This is a genomic window from Teredinibacter haidensis (assembly GCF_014211975.1).
Classification (GTDB): domain Bacteria; phylum Pseudomonadota; class Gammaproteobacteria; order Pseudomonadales; family Cellvibrionaceae; genus Teredinibacter; species Teredinibacter haidensis.
This window is the reverse complement of the sequence record NZ_CP060084.1, coordinates 336,189-360,021: the sequence shown is the minus strand read 5'-3', so window position 1 is coordinate 360,021 and position 23,833 is coordinate 336,189. Positions and strand designations below refer to the sequence as shown.

Here is a 23,833-nt window from a genome sequence, read left to right as displayed (position 1 = left end):
AATTTCTACATCCATTACTTCTCCATCTCAAAACGAACGCGACGCATCATTCCCTCGAACCTTACCGGCTTATCTTCGTACATTTTTGGCTGGAAGCGCCACTTTGCTACGGCTTTCATTGCTGCCTTTTCGAAAATGCCTTCGGGTTCAGCTGCTGCCACCCTAATGTTATCGGTACCACCGTATTCCGTTACATCGAACATAATATCTACATAGCCTTCTATTCCCCTGGTAAGCGCAGTGCTGGGATATCGAGCGGTAGCTAAGTACTGTGCAATAGGGATATTGGCGAACATAGATACCTGTAACTTACCTTGTGGTTTAACACTAAAGTTGCTGCGCGGAAGGTTTGTTTTAATCCCTGGAGTCACACTGGGAATCTCCTCCGGAAGTTCAGGCTTATCCATAGGCTCCTGAGGTTTTCTGGCCATTTCCTCCCTGCGCGTTTCAATTACCGTTGGCTCCCAATATATATTATCGATAATATGTGGAGCCTCTTCTTCAAGTTCGACATCTGCCATTGCGATAAGTCTCTCCATAAAAATTAATAGGCAAAAAGTGATAATCGCGGCGAGTGGCAGCACCTGCAACCAGCGACCAAGGCTTGATTCAGCAACCTCTGTTGCCATAAAAACTGACGGGGTATTGTTGATAAGGTTCTTACTCATGGACGTTCTCCTCTATTGAGCCAATGTAACGTCAGTAGTGCTTATTTTTATATCGTAAATACAAATGTTTCTGAGACATTTTTTGTAATAACGGGTACGCCATCGATAGTCAAAGGCATAAATTTAAATTCTTTAACCGCGTTAAGTACACTTCTATTAAAAACTTTCCCGGGCTCTGCCTTGATAACAACTGGATTAACAACTTGGCCGCTCTCGTTTACATCAAACCGCACGACAACCTTGCCCGTAATATTTCGCTGCAATGCAAACCTGGGATATTGCGGCGTAATTGTTTTCAACGGAATATAGCCGTTTACCGCTACGCTGGGAGCCGATATCGCAAATGCATTTCTTTGTTTTTTTGAAAGATCAATTGTGTGCGCTCTGGGGGGGGCGACAGAAATAACCATTTCTTCTTCCGGGCGAATATATTGTGGTCTTGGCGCCCCAAGCCATTCTTTTTTTGATTTATCTGAAGCCAGCTGATTTCGACTGTCCTCTTGTTTGGCTTCGCTCGCCTGCACGCGGGAATCACCCAATTGCTGTTGCTGTATATACCAGCGAACACGGCTTTTACTGTCAGCAATCGGCGATTTTTCTGGCACTTCCAGCAACGGAACATGACTGGGCAAAGGGTAAACGCCCAATTCCCACAAGGTGTCGAACTGCTTATTTGTAACGATTTTTGTTGTCGCTATCGGTGACAAACCCAATAACGCCATTAAACCTATTGCCAGGCTCTGCTTGTAGCTTGGTCTGTTTTTACTGCGACAGGGATCCAGCACCAAATTAATACGTGCATAAAGCTCTGAATTGCGCAGATAGCTTAAGGTAAAACCAAAGTGTTTCTGATCGCTTGATAGGTTCAGCAGATCATCTGCATATTCACCTCTGCAGTCGAGCAACTGCACGACCCTATCGTCACAGGCTATTTCCGCATACCAGTTAATCTTTCGGCTCAAAAGCCAAACCAACGGAATAGGCCAGAAAACCATACAGGCTATTCGTGTAATGATTTTTGTGAGCCAGTCATTACGTTCAATATGCGCATACTCATGGGCTAGCACTCGCTTTAATCTCGCAACCGGCCAACGATTAAATGCTTCCGGGAGTACTATCGCGGGCTGCTGATATTTCCAAACGAGCGGTGTCTGAATCTCATTGCTAATAACAATTTGAAGGCGCTTATTACCATTAATATCGAAAAGTGCATTCAGCTCCTGCTCTATGGGCCCTAATACTTTAGCCTCCTGTGCATCGGCCTCTCGACTGCTAACAGTCAACGCTTGTGCGTCTTTAATCGACCATAGGGTAAAACTACTCACCCAGCAAAAAACGAGTATATAAATAGCAATAAGACCATAGAAAACACAATTGTCGAACCCACCAACATTGGGCGAGAACGTAATCCTAGTATGGCTAGCCAACCACTGGGGCAATATTTCTAAGGTCCAGGTTGGCATAACAGGTAGTAACGCAATTAGGATTGCCATTGCGCCCAGAACCAAAGATAAAATCCGGTGACTCAATGCGGCAGAACGAAAGTTAGCTCGACGCAGAAACAGCAGCACGAAGGTAAACCCGATCATAGGTTTTAGCCAGTAGTCGCTGAAAATATGCATCAAGTCCACGGAAATCATTACTTGTCTCCGTCCTTTTTTAGCGCTTTTATACGCGCAATATTGCGTTCCAACTCTTCTATTTCCCGCGCTGAGATATCGTCCCCGTCCAGATCCAAAAGTGCATTCATAGCTTTCGCTTTGGAGCCTTTAAAAAACGTCTTAACTATTCTTTCTATCGCCGACTGGCTGGCTTTTTTCTGGGCAACGGTAGGGAAGTAAATATACTTGGCGCCTTCCTGACGAAAGCTAACCAACTCTTTTTCTACCAAACGGGCAATCAAAGCACGTACGGCGGAGTATCCAGGCGGGTTGGGGATTTTTCCTTGCACATCGTGAGCAGAGGCTTCGCCGCACTCATAGAGCGCATCCATAATCTGGCGTTCCCGACGGCTGAGGTTAAGGTGTGAGAGGGGTGGCATCGTTGCTCCTGTGTTAACTTGGCTGCACCTGCTAAATATTTAGCATCATGCTAGAAAAGTAGCACACCTCGAACGCAAGAACAACAACATAGTGCTATAAATTTAGCATTAACTGCCTCCCTTTCCCCTACAGTAATGCGCCGAACAATAAGCGAACACAAAAAAGCCCGCTAAATAGCGGGCTCTATGGCGGGAAATGTGAACCCCTATTCCAAAGGCTCCAATTTCAGCTCTACACGCCGGTTTTGCTGGCGCCCACTGGCAGATGAATTTGATTCAACAGGGTATCGTGGGCCATAGCCGTAGGCGTGAACGCGGCCACCGGCAACATCTCTCTGAATCAAATACTGGCGAACGCTGTCTGCGCGCTGCTCACTAAGGGTCTGATTCAACGCCATTGATCCGGTGGAATCAGTATGGCCAGACACCTTAATGGAGGTTTCCTTGAACTCGGCCAGTACTTTTGCCACAGAGTTCAACACCGAATAAAATTCCGACTTGATCTCATATCGCGAGGTCTCGAAGGTAATATTGCCGGGCATTACCAAGTGAATGGTATTACCTTCACGACGAACCTGTACGCCACTACCCTGCAGCTCTTCACGCAGTTTGGTTTCCTGACGATCCATGTAATAACCAATACCACCGCCAGCGGCAGCACCGGCGACGGCACCCGTAAGAATACCCTTGTCACGATCTTTCTTGCTGGAAGTTGCAGCCCCTATAACCGCGCCAGCAATGGCGCCTATACCGGCGCCCGCAGCCGCCTTACTGGTTTTTTGTTCACCCGTGTAAGGATCTATTGTTGTGCATCCGTAGGTAAACATTAGCATGCTAATAATGATGAGCCGTTTCATACAATCTCCAAGGCTATAACGTGTTAATAGTTTAATATGTCTATAAAGTGCCTACTATCTTAGTCAGCACCCATGAAAGAGTTAATTTTATGACAATCAAATCATTCTATCTGCGTCGACTGTCACCTATTTTTTTAATTGGCTATTTAAGTTCCTGTAGTCAGTACGAGTTCAGTATAAACGAGCGAACCCTCTACGACCCGCTTGAATTTCAACGAAGTGTTCAATTTGCCGATACCGCCTTACAGTCATGCGTAAAAACGAATCTGGCGGAGAAGAATATTACTTCTGCAGACCAGTTAAAACGCCTGCAGTGTGGGCCCGGAAAAATAAGCTCCCTCGCCGGCCTGGAGATATTCGATCAACTACAGCAATTGGGTTTAAGCGACAACGCCATTAGCAATATCGAGACGCTTTCACTCCTTCCCCGCCTTACGCACATAAACCTAGCCAACAACCACATTATCGATACTCAACCTTTATCCAAGCTGAACAAACTGCAATACCTAAACCTGAAAGGCAACGTAGCGTTAAAGTGCGCCAGTATTTCACATCAAACACCAAAAAATGATCTGGAAGTGATTCCTCCAAACCATTGTCTGCAAGCGAGTCATTAAAAGGTGGAAAGAGGCGCTAGATTATGCGCCTGTAAACATAAGGCCGACGGTATTGCGAGCAGTGTGCATAACTCTCATGGCTACGGGCTCCTCATTAATAGGGCCCATGACCTTGCGGAATTTTACGGATACCACGGTACCAACCGGTGGTGTTGGGTGGTTCTCTATGGTGACCTGTGCTCCGCCATCTGAAATATCTCGAGCGAAGCCGATGATGGAACCAAACGCCGGGTGAATGATTTCAACACGAATAGACGTTGCCTTGCGCTCATACTTGCGTCTTTCGTCCACTAAGGCTCTCCTTTCTATACATTTATCGTTGTCACTAAGCTTAGTTCATGACAAGAGGATTAACAGGTTCATGAAAAAATTGTATGTTTGTTTATCCACAAAACCTGTGGATAACTCTGTGAGCAATCTCTTTACATCTACCGCTATTTACCATTACTTCTGGCCAGCTAGCTGTTTGACGGCTATTTAACCAATTTGAAATATTAGTTATTTATCAACGAGTTACGCTATTTTATCAGCGCACGCATCAAAAAAACTAGAATTTTTCCACTCAGTGTGACTTTTTGTAACGTCATGTGGAAAAAGTATTTGACACCCATGTTTTGTAGTGCGAGAGGGAAGTAGTTACTTACTTCGGTAACACCTATTTTTTGTGTAGCGCTGTCTATTTGATACAACACAAATAATCAAGCGCCAAACCGGACATTTTACCAATAACAAAGAGATTTCCAGCCTAAGTTGTTACTGGATAGTTACAGGTCAGTAACACTTTTAACCAGTTGTTAACACAAACCAACCCATCGTCTGCTGCTGGCTGGCAAAAGTGATTTTCGGACCTGAAAGACTTTGTGTAAAAACCTCCTGCACAACAGCCAAACTGTTGTTTTTTTCACTGATATGACCAATCACCAGCTGCTGCAACTTTGGCAGTAGCGCCAATTCCAAAAAGCTGTAGGCCTGAGCATTACTCAAGTGTCCCCAATCACCACCAACACGACGTTTTAACGACGGAGGATAAGGGCCAACAGCAAGCATTTGAGGGTCGTGATTAGCCTCAAGAATTAAACCATCGCAATGACTGTAGGCCTGCAGCACGTGTGGCGTGATACAGCCCAAGTCGGTAAGAACGCCGAACTTCAAACGCTGGTGTGTAAAAAAAAACTGTGCAGGCTCCCTGGCGTCGTGCGGCACCGCAATGGGAGTAATGTCAATATCACCCAGGGTAAACGGCTTATAGCCCTGAATAAGTTGTAGATTGGGTAGCTCACCATAATCCCGCCCCAGGTGGGTCCCTAGGGTCATATATACAGGTGTACGGTGTTTACGAGCGAGCGCACCTATGCCTTTACAGTGGTCAGAGTGTTCATGGGTGACCAAGACGGCATCCAGCTCTGAAGGGCTTAAACCTAAGTTGGCGAGGCGGGAGCCAAGCTCTCGCAACGCAAAGCCACAATCGAGCAATAGTGTCGTTTTATCACTGCGGATAACGGTCGCATTGCCCTTGCTGCCGCTGCCAAGGGACGCAAATTGCAGGCTCAATAGGACCCCAATTTAAATCAGGTTTTTTCGTAGCAAACGAAGAAAATCTTTGGCTTTGCCATCAGGAAGACGGTTACCGTAAAAATCGCGGATATTCACTAGTATTTCAGCGCCATTGGGCGAAACAACCAGTAAGTAACCCTGAGCCTGAGCGAGTTTCAGACCACTAAAAGCTGCGCCGGTTACACCATTAAATCGCTGCATCACATCGGTACTGTTATCTAAATTCGCTAGCAGTTCTGCCATTTTGTGGGGAGCGGTGTCTGGTAGCCCTTTTTTCTTACTCCAGAAAGCAAGCTTACTGAAGAAACCTTCCCCATCTTCATCATAGGGGGCATAGCCAACGTAAAGGAGACCCAAGTCCGAATCAGCTTCCCAGGTTTTAAAACCCTCTTTTTTAGCCGAGTGGGAAATGGTCGCCCAGGCGCGACTGTTTGGCAGGCGGATTGAAAGTGTTGGCTCGTTATGATCCCGGGTAAAGCCCGCTTTGAGATCTCCACCCACATTCTGCCCTAACAGAGAGGCCGACGAATTATCAACCGATTCAGCCAAAGTCTTCGCGAGTTCACCCAGTAACCAGGATTCACGCTCGGTATCATCTGAAGTTTTAGGCCAAGGTTGATTTGGGTTATTCGCAGCCTCTTCACGCGAGCGCTGCATATGAAGGACATGTATTTCTGACGTCTCTGGATGAATACCCTTGGATAGATGGATTTGGAAACGTACAGCATTCACCTCATCGTTAGTGAATTTCATCCAGTTAGTTTCAATAATACCTGCCGTAGCATTGCTGCGAGCGATATCGAGATCGAACTGTGACAAGAAATACTGGGTGCGGGGCCAGACCTGGGCAGTTGAAGCGTTCAGGTAAATCCAACGCTCGTCACCCAGCTTCTGGATTTTAACGCCAATCTCGCCCTTATCTCCCAAAGGAAGCGGACGTGGCACTTTGTACTCGGCAATATTCACCGGATCACCGAACTCATCGACAGCATTCACATCGGGAACTGGGTACATAGGTTCCGAGAGAACACTTTGAATACCCTCAGGCAGCGCTAGCCCTTTGATGGGAGCGGCGGCGAGGTAATCATTTCCGCGGCCACGAAAAACCCCGTGCTTCCCAAAAAAAGTGCTGCAACCACAAAGCCATACAAGCGACAGTATTAAGCCCGAGCGAAACAGTGTTGAAGCGATAAAACGTTGGTTAAACATCATATTATTATTTACTTATATAACTCTTTCTACAGTGAAACGTCAGCTGCCAACATGGCAGATTCCAGCGTTGAGCGATACGATTCTGCGAGTGGCGTAAGCGGCAAGCGAATCGCCTCACTCATCATTCCCATACGTGCCATTGCCCACTTAACAGGGATGGGGTTAGCTTCCAAAAATAGCGCGCTATGCAGTGGCCGCATACGCTCGTCAATTTTGCGAGCCTCTTCGACCTTATCTTCCAGCAGCAGTTCACACATTTTTGCGGTTAAGTGCGGAACAACATTCGCCGTTACCGAAATTTCTCCACAACCACCCAAACGCATAAAATCTAGAGCAGTACCATCATCACCGGAAAAGAAGAGAAAATCGTCGGGCACTACGGCCTGCAACTGCTGCAACCTATCCAAGCTACCAGTGGCTTCCTTTATACCAATAATATTGTCGACCGCGGCCAACCGGGCAACAGTTTCGGGCAGCATATCCACAGCGGTGCGGCCCGGTACGTTGTACAGTAATTGGGGGATGGCGACACTTTCGGCAATCAATTTATGGTGTAGATACAAACCTTCCTGGGAGGGTTTGTTGTAGTAAGGCGTTACCAGCAGACAGGCGTCAGCGTTCGCTTCCTTGGCCGCCAAGGTCAACTCCAAAGCTTCAGAAGTAGAATTCGCGCCAGTTCCCGCTATTACCGGAATTCGGCCATTGACCTGATCTGCGACCTTGCGAATCACTTCGGCGTGCTCTTGCATATTTAGAGTGGCGCTCTCGCCAGTCGTACCCACGGCCACAATACCGTGAGTTCCCTGCTCTATATGCCACTCCACAAGCTTATGCAGGGCATCCCAATCGAGCGAGTTATCCGCTTTCATCGGGGTCACAAGTGCGACCATGCTGCCTCTAAACATAAGATTTCTCCACAAATTGAAGGGTGATAATTACGAGGGCGTCAATGGTACTGGCGCAAGCGATTACACTCAACCATTAACGCCGCTAATCTTGGCAAATTAGGGGGATGGATTGGGGTAACGCTCGTGAATCGCCTCAATTCCGGCAAGAACCTCTTCACCCAGCTCCAAATCCACACTTTCTATATTGCTCTTCAGCTGCTCGAGGCTGGTTGCACCGATAATATTCCCGGCTACAAAATCACGACTATTCACATAGGCCAACGCCATCTGAGCCGGATCGAGTCCGTGCGCCTTCGCTAGGTTCACATATGCCTCAATTGCCTCTTCCACATTCACTTTTCCGTATCGGGTGAAGCGATCATACAAAGTGAGACGAGCACCCTGCGGCTGCTGGCCATGCAGATATTTTCCCGAGAGCACGCCAAAGGCCAGTGGAGAATAGGCTAATAGGTTCACCTGTTCACGCATGGAAAACTCAGAGCATCCCACTTCAAAGGTGCGATTCAACAGATTGTAGGGGTTTTGAATACTGACAATTTTCGACCAGCCTTTTTGCTCGGCCAAACGCAGATATTCAAACAATCCCCAGGGTGTCTCGTTGGAAACACCAATATGGCGAACCTTGCCCTGCTCCACCAGCTCATGCATCGCCGACAAGGTCTCTTCTATAGCTATACCATCGTCACCACCGTGGCTGTAACCCAGCTTGCCGAAAAAATTAGTTTGCCGCTCGGGCCAGTGAACCTGATAAAGGTCGAGGTAGTCAGTCTGCAAACGCTTGAGCGATCCCTCCACCGCCTGGAAAATATGCTCGCGAGACAGGCGGGCACCGTTTCGAATATGACCCACTCCACCATTTCGCTCGCTACGCCCTGTTACCTTAGAAGCGATCACCAGATGCTCGCGCTGTCCGCGACTGGCCAACCAGCTGCCCATGACCTCTTCCGAGCGACCGTAGGTTTCCGGGCGCGGCGGTACGGAGTACATTTCTGCCACATCGAAAAAATTTATGCCCCTATCGACGGCCATATCCATTTGAGCAAAGCCGTCTTCCTGAGTGTTTTGCTCTCCCCAGGTCATGCTGCCCAAACAGATCAAGCTAACATCGAGATCCGTACTGCCCAATTTGCGAAATTTCATTATCGATACCTCCAATGATGGGGACGACTCCCCAACCTATACCATTAATCGACCAGTGATAACTCTACCAATGGGCTAACGTCTTCTTCATAATCCACACCCTCGATATTAAAACCGAACAGCTGTAGGAACTCAGACTGATAGCCTTTAAAGTCGGTGAGATCGAACAAGTTGCTCTCCGTTACCGCAGGCCAGATTTCTTCTACTTTGCTTTGAACCTCTGGAGACAATTCCAGCTCGTCGACACGCAGGCGGTTTACTTCGTCAACGCGCGGGCTATCAGTATAAAGACACTCGGCAAACAAACGATAAAGCTGCTCGATACAGCCCTCGTGCGTGCCACCGTCTTTCATAACTTTAAACAGAATGGAGAGGTATAGCGGCATAATGGGGATCGCCGAGCTGGCTTGGGTAACAACCGCTTTTAGTACGGCGACATTGGCGCTGCCGCCCAGGGGCGCGAGAGAGCTGGTAATCGCCGTTGCGGCGCGATCCAAATCCTCTTTCGCTCGACCAATAGTCGCGTGACCATAAATTGGCCAGGTTAGCTTTTCCCCCAGATAGGTATAGGCAACCGTCTTACAGCCTTCGGCCAACACGTTGGCTTCATTCAGCGCCGCCATCCACAATTCCCAATCAGCCCCACCCATAACCTTAACGGTACTGGCTATCTCGTCCTCGCTGGCAGCCTCAATAGAGGTTTCGGAAATTTTCAGGGTGTCGGTGTTCAAACCTTTGGAAGTGTAAGCTTTACCTACAGGCTTGAGCACGGAAGAATAGACCTCCCCGGTATCGGGATCCTGTCTGCGAGGGGACGCCAGACTGTACACCACCAAGTCAATTTTCCCCATATCTGCTTTAATCACGTCTATCGCTTTCTGCTTGGCGTCGTGAGAGAAGGCGTCGCCATTCAAGCTCTTAGCCCAAACACCAGCTTCTTCTGCTGCCGCATGGAAAGCCGCCGTATTGTAGTACCCTGCCGTTCCGGTTTTACGCTCCGTTGGGGGCTTTTCGAAAAACAGGCCCAAAGTATTAGCCCCGCAGCCAAAAGCCGCTGCAATACGAGAAGCCAACCCATAGCCGGTCGATGCGCCAATAACCAATACATTTTTAGGGCCGCTTTCGATAGCCGGTTGCGCTTTAATGTGAGCGATCTGCGCCTGCACACTGGCAGCACACCCCTTGGGATGAGCGTTGATACAGATAAATCCACGAACTTTTGGTTTGATAATCATGCGAATGTCCTGAGGCTATTGTTCTTAGAGCGAGCAGCCGTCCCTTAATAAGGTATACTGGCGCCTTTGTAGCCGCGCATTATACCGCCTAGCGCGCAGAGGAACAGTAGCTCATCGCGCCCAAGTGTAACCCTAGCCACAACTCATATTTTTCCTTTGCTCTTTTTTTAATCGAAACTGAATATTGTACCGTCACATGGCCACAAGTAACCTGGGGAAATACTTACAGCAATACAGTGAAACTGAAGTGACACATCTCGACACCTTTCCCGAGAAAGCCTTCGAATACTGTATTGTTATCCCCGCCCGAGATGAAAGTACAGAATGGCTGCAACGCTTTATTTCAGCCTTTGATCAAAGCCAGCACAATATATTATTAATCCTGGTAATTAATCGCCCAGAGACCCAAACCGACAACACAAGCAATAACGAACTGGCAAGAAAAGCACGAGCGATCTTCGCGACAAATCACTGGCAAAAAGCAAACCTCTATTTCGGCTCCAGCCACAACTGTCACCTTCTGTTAGTTGATCGTTTTAGCTCTCAACCCATCCCCACAAAGCAAGGAGTGGGCCTTGCGAGAAAAATTGGTTGCGATCTCGCCTGCGAGCTATATCGAAAACAACGTTTAAATAGCAGTTGGATTTTTTCCTCCGATGCCGACGCGCATTTACCCGACGATTATTTTCTAGCGGCTAAACACTATTTCACACATACGGCCAGCGCCCTGGTGTTCGACTTCCACCATAAAAGTGATCAGCAAAACCCCCACGCTTCGGACACATGCTTACAAGCCACCCTGCTCTACGAACGGTCTCTAAAATATTTTCGCAAGGGTTTGAGCTTTGCCGAATCCCCCTATGCGTTCTATACCCTGGGCAGCACGCTGGCAGTTTCTATTCACCACTATGTTCAGTCACGCGGTTTTCCCAAGCGTGCAGGCGGTGAAGATTTTTACTTATTGAACAAGCTTGCAAAACTCGGGGATGTTGTTTTTGCCAAAACTATTTGCGTTGAGATTTCTGCCCGACAATCCCAACGGGTCCCTTTTGGAACGGGACCAGCAGTAGAAAAAATTCTGCAGTTGGAAAAACCGTCCGAAGACTACCACTACTATAACGCCGGTATTTTTGTAGAGCTTAGACGTTGGCTGCAGTCAATCGATACGCTATGGCAGGCGCTTCAGACAGGGGCCGCCCCGCTGGAAGCGTTACCGGAAAATATTCGCAAGACCGTTACAGTATTAGGCTCAGAGAAATTCTTGACCCACGCAAGATCCCACTGCAAATCATTACACGCTTTTCGCACCCAATTCCATCAATGGTTCGATGCTTTCTTAACGCTGAAATTCATCCACCACCTCCAACAAAATGGTTTCCCGCCTCAACCGTTACATAAAGCGATTAACCAATTAAGTAGCCAAATTAATGATTGATATTGCCGAACACGCTTTACTCCTTGTTGTTGCCCTTATTTCCAATATGGTTTCCGCGATGGCGGGCGGCGGTGCAGGCCTATTACAGCTACCCGCACTCATTTTTCTGGGGCTGCCTTTTTCTATGGCCCTGGCCACACATAAAATCGCCACCGTAGCGCTTGGCGCAGGAGCTACTCTTAAGCACGCCCGCGAGCACAATACACGGCTGCCATTTGCACTGTTAATGCTGGGAGCCGGTATTCCCGGTGTTATTATCGGAGCCAACATTATTTTAAGTATCCCCGAAAATATGGCAAAAATCGCTCTGGGTATTCTTACAATTGGCCTGGGTACATATTCTTTCTTTAAGAAACAACTCGGCCAAAACTACCTGCCCCGTCATCGCAACCTTAAAGGTTATCTTGCCGGCGGCCTTGGTTTATTTGTACTGGGGTTTTTTAATGGTTCACTTACTTCTGGCACAGGCCTTTTTGTAACAATGTGGTTAATCGCCTGGTTTGGCTACGACTATAAGCGAGCCACCGCCTACACCATGATTCTTGTCGGCTTATTCTGGAATGGCACCGGCGCATTGACACTGGCCCTATTAACACCCGTCAGATGGGAATGGCTGCCCATGCTATTGCTAGGATCTCTGCTGGGGGGGTACGGCGGCGCCCATATTGCGGTTAAATATGGCAACCCGCTGATCAAGCGGGTTTTTGAAGCTGTCACTATAATGGTCGGCCTCTCTCTTATTGCGAGCACACAATAATGAAAAAACGGTTTGCTTTGGATCCGCGCAATATATTTATTGCTCTCGACGAGATCGATCAACAAAAACCCTCCTACACCCTTAACCGGCACGATACGCTAAGACGTGTTTTCTGGACCTTAGCCTGCGTCTGCATCAGCCTGCTAACGATCCACTACCTGAAATTTTTTTCCTCCTTTCAAGCATTTTTATACCTGCTTGCGGAATGGCAGGACAAACCTCGCAACTACTGGTCAAGCCAACTCCAGCGTAGCGACTATATGCAACTGGCCTCCTACAGCTGGTGGACCTTCTGGCACCTTATCGGCTATATCGCCATTCCCTTCTTGATTATTCGTTATAAACTAAAAACCAGCTTTACCCAAATGGGTTGGCGCTTTAACGAAACAGCAAAGCACTGGAAGGGCTATTTACTCTTGCTCAGTCCCATTCTGCTGTTTGTGTTGCTGGTGAGCTTCCGCACAGATTTTGTTCAGCATTACCCATTTTATAAACAAGCGGGAAGAAGTTGGTTCGATTTTATTGCCTGGGAAGCGCTATACCTCACCCAGTTTATTTGCCTTGAATTCTTTTTCCGCGGGTTTATCATTCAATCACTACGGCCCGCAATAGGCGCCAACGCCATATGGGTGATGTGCGTACCCTATTTGATGATTCACCTCCCAAAGCTTTGGCTGGAAGCTAGCGGCGCGATACTGTTCGGCTTGTTTCTAGGGATATTGGCCCTGCGATCTCGGTCCATTTGGGGCGGTTTTTTTGTTCATGCGGGCGTTGCGGTCAGTATGGATATTGCTTCCCTCCTGCAGCAGGGCAAGATACCATCGCAGCTCTGGCCTTGACGGGACATTAACCGAGCTGAAGATAAGCTACGCGCCAAATTCGAACGAGGAATCACTCACATGAACAAACAGAACTGCGGTCGCCTGTCTATCTCTGCAATTTTTCTCTTTTTAGTCGCGCTTCCTTTCACCGCTCTGGCGAAAACACCGGTCGAACAGCACGGACAACTGGCTGTAATGGGAAATAAAATCGTAGGCAGCCACGGCAAACCCGTATCCCTTGCCGGCCCCAGCTTTTTCTGGAGCAATACCGGCTGGGGCGCAGAAAAATTTTATAATGCCGACGTCGTTCGCCACTTAAAGCAGGATTGGAAAGCAAGTGTTGTTCGCGCCGCGATTGGTGCTGAAGGCCCTGGTGGTTACAGCGAAGACCCAGAGGGCAACTACCAGCGAGCTAAAGCATTAATTGATGCGGCCATCGCAGAAGGTCTTTACGTCATCGTAGACTGGCACTCTCACCACGCCGAGACTCACACAGACGATGCCATTGTATTTTTTACCCGTATCGCGCAAGCCTATGGCGACACACCGAACGTTATTTACGAAATTTATAACGAACCCTTAAAAGCTGCTGACTGGGCGAAAACCATCAAGCCCTATGCTGAAACAGTAATCCCCGTTATTCGAAAAATAGATTCCGACAATTTAATTGTTGTGGGCACACAAGCATGGTCTCAGGATGTAGACGAAGCCTCTAAAAACCCTATTTTAGGCATTAACAACATTGTCTATACCTTGCATTTTTACGCAGGTACCCACAAAGAAGAACTACGAAAAAAAGCTGAAATAGCGCTTAACAACGGTGTTGCATTAATGGTTACCGAATGGGGTACCGTTAATGCCGATGGCGATGGTAAAGTAGCCAAAGAAAGTGTTGAACAATGGCTCACCTTTATGAAAAAGCACGACCTCAGCTTCTGCACTTGGTCTATGCACGATAAGGAAGAAGGTGCGTCCATACTTAAGCCCGGCGCGTCAGCCGACGGCAACTGGACAGATAGCGATTTAACTGAAAATGGACTTTACCTTAAACAAATCATTTCCAACTGGTAAGAGAATAATCCTATGAGCAGCTTGCAGGACCAATTGCTAAAAGCAGGATTGGTTAATGAGAAAAAAGCCAAACAGGCTAAAAAGGACAAGGCCAAAAAAAATAAGGTTGAGCGAAAATCATCTCAACCTACAGTGGACGAAACGAAAGAAAGAGCCAAGCAAGCTATGGCAGAAAAAGCAGAGCGCGACCGCCAGCTCAACGCAGAGCGCGATGCCGAAGCCCTACGCAAAGCCATATTGGCCCAGATTCGTCAGTTGATTACGCTTAATATTATTAGGCGTGAGGGCGATATTGCCTATAACTTTACTGATGGCAAACAGATTAAAAAAATCTACATCTCAGACAAGCTGCAAAACCAGCTGGCACGGGGCCAAATAGCGATTGTCAAACGGGATGAACGCTACGAACTGGTACCCGCTGCTGTTGCCGACAAAATCAGTCAGCGCGACGATAGCTTTATTATTTCGCTTGCTGAAAAATCTGCAGAAGTTACAGAGGAAGGTGACCCCTATGCGAATTATGAAATACCCGACGACTTAATGTGGTGAACAACAAACCAAGTCGCATTTTCCATTAAAGGCGACTTGGTTATTTCAAACTGCCTTCCACGTCTTTACGCTTTCTATCAACAGCTAACCAGAAAAAACACCACTACCGGAATCAGAACAAGTACGAGTACAGAAAGAGCTGCAAACATGATACAAGCCAAACAAGCAGCCCAGAGATTGCGAACTTGTCGATAGATCGAGTGTGGCACTAGGTGAACGGCATGCTCTGCTAAAGAAGAATCTGCAAGCATAGCCATCCTTCATGTAATAGCATTAGCCGTCATAACACATAAAGAGATTAAACCCATTTAATCCAGCCGTTTGCTGAACCGTAACGCTGCCACAAGCAACCCTAAAATACTAAAACCTACCAACCACAAAGAATCATAAATCAGCATCGGCAGCTCCGCTCCACGCAATATGATCGCGCGTATCATGCGCATAAAATGGGTTGCCGGTAGCACTTCTGCAATTCTTTGCGCGATAACTGGCATGGCTTCGTAGGGAAACATAAACCCACTCAAGAGGATAGATGGCAGCAATACAAATACTGTCATTTGCATAGCCTGCAACTGGGTTGTCGCAATGGTAGATATAATTAACCCCAAGGTAAGACTGGCGGCAATAAATAACAGGGTTGCACCATACACATGTGCGAGTGAACCGTTGATTGGTACAGCAAAAACCAAACGCCCCAATAACAAAATAATACTTACCTGAATAAGGCCAACAAAAATATAGGGTACTATTTTCCCTATCATTAACTCAATGGGCCGAATAGGTGTCGTAATCAGCAATTCCAGGTTCCCTCGCTCTCGCTCACGCACAATCGCCGTAGAGGTAAACAAGATCATCGTCATGGTCAAAATAACGGCCGTAAGCCCGGGCACAATATTAACGGCGGAACGACGGGTGGGGTTAAAGAATAAAGCCACCTCAAAACTGGGGTTGTGAGTGTTGCGTTTTAACTGTGGTTCGACTATCAATTGATCCAAAGACATTTGTCTTAATTGCAATACCGCAGAACTAACCATGGTATCGGAACCATCCACTAGCCACTGAGCCAAAATTTCCTGCTCGGCGATACGCTTATTCAGGTCGGAAGGAAACACCAAAGCCGCGCGAATTTCCCCTCGCACAATGGCCAGCTCGGCCAGCTTGGGCGTTTGATATCGGGCAGTAATATCGACCACCTGAGTCGCTATGACGGCCTGTTCAATAAAACGCGCGTCGCTATTGCCACTGAGATCGACCACCCCCACGGGAATATGGCGCACGTCGGTATTGATGGCATAACCGAATAACAACAGCTGCACCAATGGGATCATAATAATCATAACGAACGTTATTGTATCGCGGCGCAGCTGCATAAATTCTTTATGGATAACAGAAAAAACCCGCCTAAACGATATCATTACGACCGCCCCGAATGGGTAACCGTAACAAACACATCTTCAAGACTCGCATGCACCCGATTACAAACCAGGGGAGCGTCGACAAACTGAGCCTTTATGTAATCAAGCGGATTGTAAATTTCACCGTCAACCAGCACACGCAACCTTACGCCCTGCTGTGCCGCAGATTTAACACCGGGAAGCGCAAGCATTTTTGTTTTTAAATCTCGCAAATTTTCCGCTTCCACCTCCACAACATGCGCGCCCATACTCGCCATTAACGCTAGCGGCTCGCCTTCCGCGCAAAGCTTTCCCTCATCGAGAATCGCTAAACGATGGCAGCGTTCAGCTTCATCCATATAGTGCGTGGATACCAAAATCGTGGTTCCCTGATCACAGAGATCAAATAATTTCTCCCAGAAATCCCGGCGATTTTCCGGGTCGACCGCAGAGGTGGGCTCATCGAGAAAGAGTAAATCAGGCCAATGTAACGTTGCCGTTGCCAACGCCAAACGCTGACGCTGACCACCGCTCATACTGCCCGCGCGCCGTTGTCGTATATCGATCAGCGAATAGGTACACAGCAATTTTTCAATGCGATTTTTTAAAAAAACTTTCGGAAGAGAATATATCTGCCCCATAAAAAGTAAGTTTTCTTCTGCGCTTAAATCTTCGTAAAGTGAAAATTTTTGAGTCATATAGCCAATACGTAAACGTAGCGCCTCGGCTTGCTTCGGCACTTCCATACCTAACACTTCCGCTCTCCCCGCACTGGGCGACAACAGGCCGCAAAGCATGCGAATGGTGGTTGATTTACCACAACCATTGGGCCCCAGAAAACCGTATATAGAAGCTTTAGGCACAGCGAGATTGAGTTGATTGACGGCGACAAAATCACCGAACTTACGAGTAAGATTTTGAGTATGGATGGCTAGCGTATCAGTGCTCATGAAACAGAACTTCCGCCGGAACACCCAACGCAAGACCGTCCGAGCCGTCCAACTCCACTTCAGCCAAGTACACCAGCCGCGTGCGATCCCTTTCGTTAAGCGCATAGTAGGGTGTAAAAGCAGGTTCCGACGATATCCAACGCAACCTCCCCACAAAAGGCTTTTCTACACCGTCAACATTGACGCTCAGCTGATCTCCCACAGCAAGCTTTGCTCGCCAGGGCTCGGGTACATAAACACGAGCGTAGGCGTGCTCACCCACCAATAGTACCCCGACACGGCCACCCGCAAGCACTCGCTCTCCGGTGTTCCAGGTTAGGCTATCAAGATACCCATCGCGGGTCGCGACTATTTTTAATTCTTCTAACTGATACTGCTCCAGCTCAAGCTGAGCCTGAGTGGCATTGAAAGCCGCTTCAGCCTGATCCAGCTCTTCCTTACGTGTACCGTTAGTTAGCGCCAGCAGGTGTTTACTGGCGGCATCCAGCGCTGCTTCGGCAAAATCTCGCTGCGCTAAAGCCTGATCCACCGATACTTGAGCACTCAGGTTTTTTCTGCGCAGCTCCAATGTCCGTTGGTAGTTTTTTTCGGCTACGATCAGTGTCGCCTGTGCGCCGTTGACTTCGGCCGTTGCCGCATCAATATCCTCAACGCGGGCACCGTTTCGTAGAGCTTCCCAGTACGCTGCTGCCCGAACATTTTCTGCGCTTGCTTTTGAAACCCGCGCCTGCTGGCGACGATCATCCAGCTCAACCAAAAGCTGACCCCGCTCAACAAACTCCCCTTCTCGAATTGGTTGCGCGATGATAATTTCACTGGCGGTAGCTTTTAAGATAATGCGGTCGCGCTCAACGGTGCCCAACGCGCTTGAAGGCCGGTCACTTTCGCATGCAGACAGCAATGCAAATAACAAAAAATACACATGCTTCGCCGTTATTTTGTTCATAGCGATATTTATTTAAGTAATTTGGTTTGTAGTACTTTCGTGGAGTCACCTGTTAGCTGCTCGAAAATTGCCTTTAGATCTTTATCGCTCACTCTACGGTCTAGTGACATTAACCTTTGCACAAGGTCATCCAGCGAATAACGTTGATTACTGGATGTTCGAATCTCCCGGCTCAAGTCGGCAAAGAGTAAAACTGCCGCCGCCGTTACCGCTCCATTTGCGTACCCAACCCTCAAGGATTTAACGCCCTTCGTACGCAGCTTTAGCTCCTGAAGTATTTTTTTATGCCGCTTTTCATTCATACCACCGGAACGTAAAAGTAACTCGATGCCATAGTATTCCGCCAGCCCTTCTGCAATCCAATCATTGTTTTTCTGGCCGTGTATACCCGTCACCATATGCACTAGTTCATGCAGCAGGGTACTTGTGCCATTTTCACTAACAATAGGTCGATCAGCGTGTACGTATAGAGAATTCCCGGCAGATAAGCCGCCTCGCCAAAATGGATCATCGGCACCTACCACTAGAATACTTTTCGGCATGGTAATAAAAGCACGCTCGAATTGCGGCCATACCATTTGAGTAAAGGTAAGAATATCCATGCGTCGTAGTGATGAATTTAGAGGGGCACTAACCGAGATACGCGATAATTCTTTTTTTCCTGCTTCCAGATAAGCTCGCCTTGTTCCTATTTTCCCCGCGATCATCCAGCCTGTAGGTCGGTCGAAATTGCGCTGTGGATTCTGAATAACAAATTCGTTCTTATTTTTTATCCGTCGCCAACCTGTATTCACACTCCCCCAACCATTGGGCAAATCGAAAATAAGTCGAGCGTCGGAGGAGGCCCCCTTTTTAGCTCGCACTTTCGCCGGTGGAACCAGGTCATCGCCACGAAAAATTGCCCAATCACTCGTCATATAGGCGTCGTAGCTTTTCTGTCCGTTATTGTGACTGCGTAGCTGATTTATTTTACACCGGTAGTGCAAAACGGCCTTTTTACCCTCCGGCCGCCAAATAATCCTTTCTCCCTCACGCGTCAAAGAAGATTTGCTTTCAAAGTCGTCACATAAACTCTTGGCTAGATTGAAATTGATGTAGTTCACTAGCCCGCTATTACGAAGCGTCAGCGTGACATACGCTAACGACTCGTTTGGCGCAAACTGCACTCTGTATTCCACAGGATACAATCGCTCCGCTTGCGCAAAGCACACAGGAATAAAAAAAACGAGTAAAACACCCTTAATCAACGACATGTGCATACATTTAATTCCTAGCCATTTTGACCCATAAACTTAGTTGCTTATAACCGCCCTCTAGGACTACAAACTGACCATAAATGTCAGCATCTTTCACGCGCCACACCCTTTGACTGATCGCGCACCATAGGCGTGCCAACCACTCTTTTTTTGCCCTCTTAAAACACTCAGAACTGAGAGCAGAATCTCACAACTCCTACCTTATGTTCAATTAACAGACACTTTCGTCCAAATACATCACCAAAAAGGTGCGTCGGTATCCGATTCACACATTGGTCTACATCCTGCAAATAGCTAGCTCGCCACAACCGAGAATGATTTTCTTTTCTATTTTTTGCGGAGTTTATGATGCGATCTATTGTTCTTCTATTGCTGTTCTTTTGTGCGAACGAAACCATAGCCCTCACAATGGGTGATGCAATCAATACCGCAGGTCGACAGCGCATGCTGTCACAGCGTATTACCCAGTCCTTTATCCTTACCGGCATTCAGCCAGAGAACCAACGTTACCAGAAACAACTGCGAAAATGCGTATCAGAATTTCAAAGCAACCTAGATGCTCTGGCGAGCATGCCCGAAGGGGCGTCGCTAACACAAGACCTACTAACCGTTAGGCAATTATGGGCTGATTTTAAACCTGTCGCCCTCGGCCCCGTCTCAAAGGTAGCTGCCGCCGACTTATACAAACAGAGTTCACCTCTCCTGACTGCAGCCCACGCGTATGTTGGCAAGCTGGAAAAGCTCGCCAACACCTCCAGTGCCGAGCTGATCAACGTATCTGGCCGTCAACGTATGCTATCCCAACGTATTGCCAAAAATTATCTCGCCTACTACTGGCAACTGGATAACAACAGCCTGAAACACCTTTACTCCGACCTGGCGGAATACGAGCTGATGCTGAGTTATCTAAAAGAGAGTGATTTGAACACAGAGGATATCATGCGCAAGATTATGAAAACCGAAGGCCATTTACGCTATGCAGCTAAAGGTTTCGATGGTGACATGACATTAAAAGGCGACCGATTAATTTTTGTCATCACCGGTACCACAGACATTATGTTACGCAACATGGATGAGATCACACGCATGTACGCGACGTTGCTGGATACGCAAAATCAGATTGTCTCCCGGTAATAATACATAGCCTTGATTTGACAAAGGCAGGTTGTTGATTCAGGTGCTTCACTGTTAAGCTTTCGCCTTACCAGAACGATAAGAAAACCTGCCTATGTCCCGTCATATTGCCATCGTAGAAGACGAAGAAGCCATCGCTCAAAACTATTGCGACGCCCTCCGGCGGCACGGGTATACCGTATCCCACTACCGCAATCGGCCTGAAGCCACCGAGGCTTTCAGTACACGCCTGCCGGATCTCGCCATTATTGATGTCGGCCTGGAACATGAGATTGAGGGCGGCTTCGATTTATGCCGCGATCTACGCAGTCGTGCGCCTGAGCTGCCCATCATTTTCCTGACCGCACGCGACAGCGAATTCGATGTCGTTTCCGGCTTGCGACTGGGCGCTGACGACTACCTCACCAAAGATATTAGCCAGCCTCACATGCTTGCGCGAATCGTTGCTTTATTCCGGCGTATCGATGCGCTGCAACAGCCGGTTGCCCAGGAGAAAGAAATTGTGCGCGGCAAGCTCACACTCAACATGGATCGCATGGGTGTTCAATGGGAAGACCAACGTGTAGATTTAACCGTAACCGAACTGTGGATTGTCCACTCTCTAGCGCAGCACCCAGGGCACGTTAAAAACCGTCAGCAACTAATGGACGCTGCCAATGTCGTCCTGGATGACAACACCATCACCTCCCACATCAAGCGTATTCGCAAAAAATTTAGAGAGCTGGATAAACAATTCGACTGCATCCAGACCGCCTACGGTATGGGGTATCGCTGGCTTAGCGAAGCACCGGCAAAATAGGCCGGCAGGCACTTAATGAAACTGCGTAAACAACTACTGATTGTCAGCCTGATTACCCTCACACTACCCTGGGTGGGCTGCCAATATATTCAGGAAATGGAAAGCACTTTACGCAAAGGCCAAACCGATGCCCTGGCAGCCACCGCAAAAGCCGTAGCCGCGAGACTGGGAAGCGATCCAGACACCGTTCGCCGCTTAACCAGCTTCAACCCTCCTGCGGGCAGCACGCCCCTCTACGCCCACCAGCTAGACACCCCACCCATTCTTGATTCCTACGATGACGAATGGCTATCGTATTCACTGAGCAGACAAAGTCTGCTGAATAGCCGCGGGGAGGAAATGGCTCTACTACTGGTAGCGGTTACCGACAACACACCCTTCTTATACTTGCTTATCCAGGTAAAAGACGCGCAACGGCACTACTTCAACCCAACCCTTCAAAGCCCTTTAGCCAGCGACCACCTGCAATTACATTTAAAAAGAGGAGAGCAGCACGAGAGGCTCATTATTTACTCTTCTGGCTCTGGTGATTTGCATGCAGCCTGGCAACAGGAAAGCGGCAGCCTACAGATGGAGTACCAAGCTAGCGGTACCTCCTCCGAATGGCCACAGGGGTACCAGATGGAAATGCGCCTCCCGTTGAGCTGGGTTCGCCAAGGTATCGGTATCGATATTAACGATGCAAATACCATTAGGCCCAGCGCCAGTAATCTGGGCATCGACCACCAACTGCCTCCGCTGATCTCAAATTCACCGGATCTCTCCCGTGAACTGGAAATTTTTCAACGCAGTGGCGTGCAACTAAGCATTGCCACCCGCGGTCTCCGCCCGATCGCGCTCTCCGGCGACCTGCTCACACCAGAAAGCAGCCAACTGGAAACTCGGCACAACTTCCTCAATTGGTTTTACCGCGCAGCTCTAGGCAACCAGCGGCTGCCACAACTAGACAACCACCAGCGAACAGGCCGGCTCGACAGCAGTGAAGCTCGACAGGCTCTTGATACGGGCTTTAGCGATAACGCGCCCCCCTCCCATGGCTGGTATCAGCAGGGAAAGCAGAAGTTAGTCCGCGTCAGTCTTCCCATTTTTGATTTGGCCAGCAAAGAAAAAGGCCCTATTGGCATTATAGTGGCCGACCAAAGCGCAGACAGTCTTGCAACGCTCACGAGTTCGGCCTTCTACCGTTTGCTCTTTTATTCTCTGGTGGTCACCTTTGCGGCCAGTATTAGCCTCATACTCTACGCCTCCTGGCTGTCCCTGCGTATCCGCCGACTCAGCCACGCGGCCGCCAGTGCCATTACAGACAGCGGTAAAATCGCCGAGTCTTTCCCCATATTTAAAAGCCAGGACGAAATTGGCGACCTGTCCCGCAACTACGCACTGCTGCTGACCCGCCTGCGCGAATACACTAACTACCTGCGCTCACTCTCGAGCAAACTCTCTCACGAACTGCGTACACCGCTGGCGATAGTGAAATCCTCGCTGGAAAATCTTGAACACGAAGAGCTTACACCCAAAGCGAAAATCTATGCGGAGCGCGCCAAGGAAGGGACGACCCGGCTATCCAATATCCTTAACGCCATGAGCGCCGCCAGCCGAGTAGAGCAGGCCATTGGAGCTGCAGAACTGGAAACCATTCCCTGCGATGAGCTGCTGACCAACTTAAAGGAAGCCTATGGCGACGTGTACCAAAACGCCTCGTTCAACCTAAAAATTCGCCACGACGATGGCCCTCTAACCCTGCTCGGCTCGGGGGAGCTATTGGTACAGATGTTCGATAAACTGGTCGATAACGCCGCCGACTTCTGTCCGCAAGGAGGGCGAATCGAAATAGGGCTCTACCGCCACCACGATACCCTGGTGTTTACCGTTCACAATGAAGGTCCACCGCTGCCCAAGCACATGCACGGGCAGCTATTCGACTCCATGGTGTCCGTACGAGAAAAAAAGTCCAATAATACCGAGAACGGACAGCATCTGGGCCTAGGGCTCTATATTGTACGTCTGATTGCAGATTTTCATCGCGGAGAGGTACAGTGTTATAACGTTCCAGACAACAGTGGCGTTATCTTCGAAATTCGCCTACCTGCGGCTTGACATTGGCCTATAAACACGGATAATACCGCGTCCTTAAACCGCACCAGTAGCGGTACAACAATAGAATTTATTTTTTTCTTTAACAGATTTTACAGGAGCTAACCCGGTGGCAAATTCACCCCAAGCTAAGAAGCGCGCCCGTCAGAACGACAAGCGTCGCGTACACAACGCTAGCCTGCGCTCCATGGTTCGCACCTATCTTAAAAAAGTTATTGCGGCGATTGAAGCAGGCGACGTTGAAGCAGCAAAAGCAGCTTACGAAGCAGCAGTGCCCGTGATTGACCGTATGGCTGACAAAGGCGTCATTCACAAGAATAAGGCTGCTCGCCATAAGAGCCGCCTGAATACCCAAATTAAAGCTCTCGCTGCTTAAGTGGCAAAGCTTTCATAAA

The 23,833-nt window shown here is 48.4% G+C and carries 24 protein-coding genes; 10 read left to right on the top strand and 14 right to left on the bottom strand.

What is annotated here, in order from left to right; genetic code table 11:
• Positions 1-14: 14 nt before the first annotated feature.
• The 4 genes from H5715_RS01480 to H5715_RS01465 form a co-directional block, all read right to left on the bottom strand.
• Entirely contained in the window at positions 15-668 is a 654-nt protein-coding gene (locus H5715_RS01480; RefSeq protein WP_075185908.1) for an energy transducer TonB, read from the bottom strand.
• 47 nt (positions 669-715) lie between these two features.
• Entirely contained in the window at positions 716-2,308 is a 1,593-nt protein-coding gene (locus H5715_RS01475) for a M56 family metallopeptidase (RefSeq protein ID WP_075185909.1), read from the bottom strand.
• Complete coding sequence (locus H5715_RS01470; RefSeq protein ID WP_075185910.1) at positions 2,308-2,709, bottom strand: BlaI/MecI/CopY family transcriptional regulator; 402 nt, start codon at positions 2,707-2,709, stop codon at positions 2,308-2,310. Before H5715_RS01470 ends, H5715_RS01475 begins: the two co-directional genes overlap by 1 nt.
• Positions 2,710-2,915: 206 nt before the next feature.
• Positions 2,916-3,566, bottom strand: a complete 651-nt coding sequence (locus H5715_RS01465) for a YiaD family glycine zipper/OmpA-like lipoprotein (RefSeq protein WP_075185911.1) — start codon at positions 3,564-3,566, stop codon at positions 2,916-2,918.
• Positions 3,567-3,655: 89 nt separating this feature from the next.
• Between H5715_RS01465 and H5715_RS01460 the strand changes: the two genes are divergently transcribed.
• Positions 3,656-4,183, top strand: coding sequence for a leucine-rich repeat domain-containing protein (locus tag H5715_RS01460; protein WP_075185912.1), 528 nt, complete (start codon positions 3,656-3,658; stop codon positions 4,181-4,183).
• Between the two features lie 21 nt (positions 4,184-4,204).
• On the opposite strand, the gene H5715_RS01455 is transcribed toward H5715_RS01460, so the two are convergent.
• The 6 genes from H5715_RS01455 to fabV all read right to left on the bottom strand — a co-directional run bounded on the left by H5715_RS01455 (position 4,205) and on the right by fabV (position 10,232).
• Positions 4,205-4,474, bottom strand: coding sequence for a PilZ domain-containing protein (locus tag H5715_RS01455; RefSeq protein ID WP_075185913.1), 270 nt, complete (start codon positions 4,472-4,474; stop codon positions 4,205-4,207).
• A gap of 492 nt (positions 4,475-4,966) precedes the next feature.
• Positions 4,967-5,734 carry an MBL fold metallo-hydrolase gene (locus H5715_RS01450; protein WP_075185914.1) on the bottom strand — a complete coding sequence of 256 codons (768 nt, stop codon included), beginning with the start codon at positions 5,732-5,734 and terminating at the stop codon, positions 4,967-4,969.
• A gap of 12 nt (positions 5,735-5,746) precedes the next feature.
• Positions 5,747-6,949: an outer membrane protein assembly factor BamC gene (gene bamC, locus H5715_RS01445; protein WP_075185915.1), complete on the bottom strand. Its 1,203-nt coding sequence runs from the start codon at positions 6,947-6,949 to the stop codon at positions 5,747-5,749.
• 26 nt (positions 6,950-6,975) lie between these two features.
• The gene (dapA, locus tag H5715_RS01440) at positions 6,976-7,854 is read right to left on the bottom strand and encodes a 4-hydroxy-tetrahydrodipicolinate synthase (protein WP_075185916.1); all 879 of its coding nucleotides are present in this window, start codon (positions 7,852-7,854) and stop codon (positions 6,976-6,978) included.
• 99 nt (positions 7,855-7,953) lie between these two features.
• The gene (locus tag H5715_RS01435) at positions 7,954-8,997 is read right to left on the bottom strand and encodes an NADP(H)-dependent aldo-keto reductase (RefSeq protein ID WP_075185917.1); all 1,044 of its coding nucleotides are present in this window, start codon (positions 8,995-8,997) and stop codon (positions 7,954-7,956) included.
• 44 nt (positions 8,998-9,041) lie between these two features.
• Entirely contained in the window at positions 9,042-10,232 is a 1,191-nt protein-coding gene (gene fabV / locus H5715_RS01430) for an enoyl-ACP reductase FabV (protein WP_075185918.1), read from the bottom strand.
• Between the two features lie 196 nt (positions 10,233-10,428).
• Here fabV and H5715_RS01425 point away from each other — a divergent pair, with 196 nt between their 5' ends.
• From H5715_RS01425 to H5715_RS01405, 5 genes are read left to right on the top strand one after another with little or no spacing between them, the layout of a single operon-like run.
• Positions 10,429-11,667 (top strand): hypothetical protein, encoded by a 1,239-nt coding sequence (locus H5715_RS01425; RefSeq protein WP_075185919.1) that lies wholly within the window; start codon positions 10,429-10,431, stop codon positions 11,665-11,667.
• Positions 11,660-12,424, top strand: a complete 765-nt coding sequence (locus H5715_RS01420; RefSeq protein WP_075185920.1) for a sulfite exporter TauE/SafE family protein — start codon at positions 11,660-11,662, stop codon at positions 12,422-12,424. The genes H5715_RS01425 and H5715_RS01420 overlap by 8 nt, the downstream gene beginning before the upstream one ends.
• A complete protein-coding gene (locus H5715_RS01415; RefSeq protein ID WP_075185921.1) occupies positions 12,424-13,263 on the top strand; it encodes a CPBP family intramembrane glutamic endopeptidase in 840 nt (279 codons plus the stop codon). The genes H5715_RS01420 and H5715_RS01415 overlap by 1 nt, the downstream gene beginning before the upstream one ends.
• Before the next feature lie 60 nt (positions 13,264-13,323).
• Complete coding sequence (locus H5715_RS01410; RefSeq protein ID WP_083608044.1) at positions 13,324-14,316, top strand: glycoside hydrolase family 5 protein; 993 nt, start codon at positions 13,324-13,326, stop codon at positions 14,314-14,316.
• Positions 14,317-14,328: 12 nt separating this feature from the next.
• On the top strand, positions 14,329-14,865 hold the full coding sequence (locus H5715_RS01405; RefSeq protein ID WP_075185922.1) for a DUF2058 domain-containing protein: 537 nt from the start codon (positions 14,329-14,331) through the stop codon (positions 14,863-14,865).
• 308 nt (positions 14,866-15,173) lie between these two features.
• Here H5715_RS01405 and H5715_RS01400 read toward each other — a convergent pair whose 3' ends face one another.
• From H5715_RS01400 to H5715_RS01385, 4 genes are read right to left on the bottom strand one after another with little or no spacing between them, the layout of a single operon-like run.
• Positions 15,174-16,280 carry an ABC transporter permease gene (locus H5715_RS01400; RefSeq protein WP_075185923.1) on the bottom strand — a complete coding sequence of 369 codons (1,107 nt, stop codon included), beginning with the start codon at positions 16,278-16,280 and terminating at the stop codon, positions 15,174-15,176.
• Positions 16,280-17,209, bottom strand: coding sequence for an ABC transporter ATP-binding protein (locus H5715_RS01395; protein ID WP_075185924.1), 930 nt, complete (start codon positions 17,207-17,209; stop codon positions 16,280-16,282). Before H5715_RS01395 ends, H5715_RS01400 begins: the two co-directional genes overlap by 1 nt.
• Complete coding sequence (locus H5715_RS01390) at positions 17,199-18,155, bottom strand: HlyD family secretion protein (protein ID WP_075185925.1); 957 nt, start codon at positions 18,153-18,155, stop codon at positions 17,199-17,201. Before H5715_RS01390 ends, H5715_RS01395 begins: the two co-directional genes overlap by 11 nt.
• Positions 18,156-18,163: 8 nt before the next feature.
• On the bottom strand, positions 18,164-19,414 hold the full coding sequence (locus H5715_RS01385) for a hypothetical protein (protein ID WP_075185926.1): 1,251 nt from the start codon (positions 19,412-19,414) through the stop codon (positions 18,164-18,166).
• Between the two features lie 342 nt (positions 19,415-19,756).
• On the opposite strand from H5715_RS01385, the gene H5715_RS01380 reads away from it, so the two are divergent.
• The 4 genes from H5715_RS01380 (at position 19,757) to rpsT (ending at position 23,814) form a co-directional block, all read left to right on the top strand.
• Entirely contained in the window at positions 19,757-20,545 is a 789-nt protein-coding gene (locus tag H5715_RS01380) for a type IV pili methyl-accepting chemotaxis transducer N-terminal domain-containing protein (protein WP_246434649.1), read from the top strand.
• A gap of 94 nt (positions 20,546-20,639) precedes the next feature.
• Positions 20,640-21,344, top strand: a complete 705-nt coding sequence (pdsR, locus tag H5715_RS01375; protein ID WP_075185928.1) for a proteobacterial dedicated sortase system response regulator — start codon at positions 20,640-20,642, stop codon at positions 21,342-21,344.
• A gap of 15 nt (positions 21,345-21,359) precedes the next feature.
• On the top strand, positions 21,360-23,441 hold the full coding sequence (gene pdsS, locus H5715_RS01370) for a proteobacterial dedicated sortase system histidine kinase (protein ID WP_075185929.1): 2,082 nt from the start codon (positions 21,360-21,362) through the stop codon (positions 23,439-23,441).
• Between the two features lie 106 nt (positions 23,442-23,547).
• The gene (rpsT, locus tag H5715_RS01365; RefSeq protein WP_075185930.1) at positions 23,548-23,814 is read left to right on the top strand and encodes a 30S ribosomal protein S20; all 267 of its coding nucleotides are present in this window, start codon (positions 23,548-23,550) and stop codon (positions 23,812-23,814) included.
• Positions 23,815-23,833 lie beyond the last annotated feature (19 nt).

Excerpts from the sequence above, each read along its gene's own strand:
- H5715_RS01470 (WP_075185910.1), bottom strand. The coding sequence starts at position 2,709 with ATGCCACCCCTCTCACACCTTAACCTCAGCCGTCGGGAACGCCAGATT.
- H5715_RS01415 (WP_075185921.1), top strand. The coding sequence starts at position 12,424 with ATGAAAAAACGGTTTGCTTTGGATCCGCGCAATATATTTATTGCTCTC.
- H5715_RS01420 (WP_075185920.1), top strand. The coding sequence starts at position 11,660 with ATGATTGATATTGCCGAACACGCTTTACTCCTTGTTGTTGCCCTTATT.
- dapA (WP_075185916.1), bottom strand. The coding sequence starts at position 7,854 with ATGTTTAGAGGCAGCATGGTCGCACTTGTGACCCCGATGAAAGCGGAT.
- H5715_RS01385 (WP_075185926.1), bottom strand. The coding sequence starts at position 19,414 with ATGCACATGTCGTTGATTAAGGGTGTTTTACTCGTTTTTTTTATTCCT.
- H5715_RS01425 (WP_075185919.1), top strand. The coding sequence starts at position 10,429 with ATGGCCACAAGTAACCTGGGGAAATACTTACAGCAATACAGTGAAACT.
- H5715_RS01475 (WP_075185909.1), bottom strand. The coding sequence starts at position 2,308 with ATGATTTCCGTGGACTTGATGCATATTTTCAGCGACTACTGGCTAAAA.
- pdsS (WP_075185929.1), top strand. The coding sequence starts at position 21,360 with ATGAAACTGCGTAAACAACTACTGATTGTCAGCCTGATTACCCTCACA.
- H5715_RS01380 (WP_246434649.1), top strand. The coding sequence starts at position 19,757 with ATGATGCGATCTATTGTTCTTCTATTGCTGTTCTTTTGTGCGAACGAA.
- H5715_RS01395 (WP_075185924.1), bottom strand. The coding sequence starts at position 17,209 with ATGAGCACTGATACGCTAGCCATCCATACTCAAAATCTTACTCGTAAG.
- H5715_RS01400 (WP_075185923.1), bottom strand. The coding sequence starts at position 16,280 with ATGATATCGTTTAGGCGGGTTTTTTCTGTTATCCATAAAGAATTTATG.
- H5715_RS01405 (WP_075185922.1), top strand. The coding sequence starts at position 14,329 with ATGAGCAGCTTGCAGGACCAATTGCTAAAAGCAGGATTGGTTAATGAG.
- bamC (WP_075185915.1), bottom strand. The coding sequence starts at position 6,949 with ATGATGTTTAACCAACGTTTTATCGCTTCAACACTGTTTCGCTCGGGC.
- pdsR (WP_075185928.1), top strand. The coding sequence starts at position 20,640 with ATGTCCCGTCATATTGCCATCGTAGAAGACGAAGAAGCCATCGCTCAA.
- fabV (WP_075185918.1), bottom strand. The coding sequence starts at position 10,232 with ATGATTATCAAACCAAAAGTTCGTGGATTTATCTGTATCAACGCTCAT.
- H5715_RS01480 (WP_075185908.1), bottom strand. The coding sequence starts at position 668 with ATGAGTAAGAACCTTATCAACAATACCCCGTCAGTTTTTATGGCAACA.
- H5715_RS01465 (WP_075185911.1), bottom strand. The coding sequence starts at position 3,566 with ATGAAACGGCTCATCATTATTAGCATGCTAATGTTTACCTACGGATGC.
- H5715_RS01460 (WP_075185912.1), top strand. The coding sequence starts at position 3,656 with ATGACAATCAAATCATTCTATCTGCGTCGACTGTCACCTATTTTTTTA.
- H5715_RS01410 (WP_083608044.1), top strand. The coding sequence starts at position 13,324 with ATGAACAAACAGAACTGCGGTCGCCTGTCTATCTCTGCAATTTTTCTC.
- H5715_RS01435 (WP_075185917.1), bottom strand. The coding sequence starts at position 8,997 with ATGAAATTTCGCAAATTGGGCAGTACGGATCTCGATGTTAGCTTGATC.
- H5715_RS01390 (WP_075185925.1), bottom strand. The coding sequence starts at position 18,155 with ATGAACAAAATAACGGCGAAGCATGTGTATTTTTTGTTATTTGCATTG.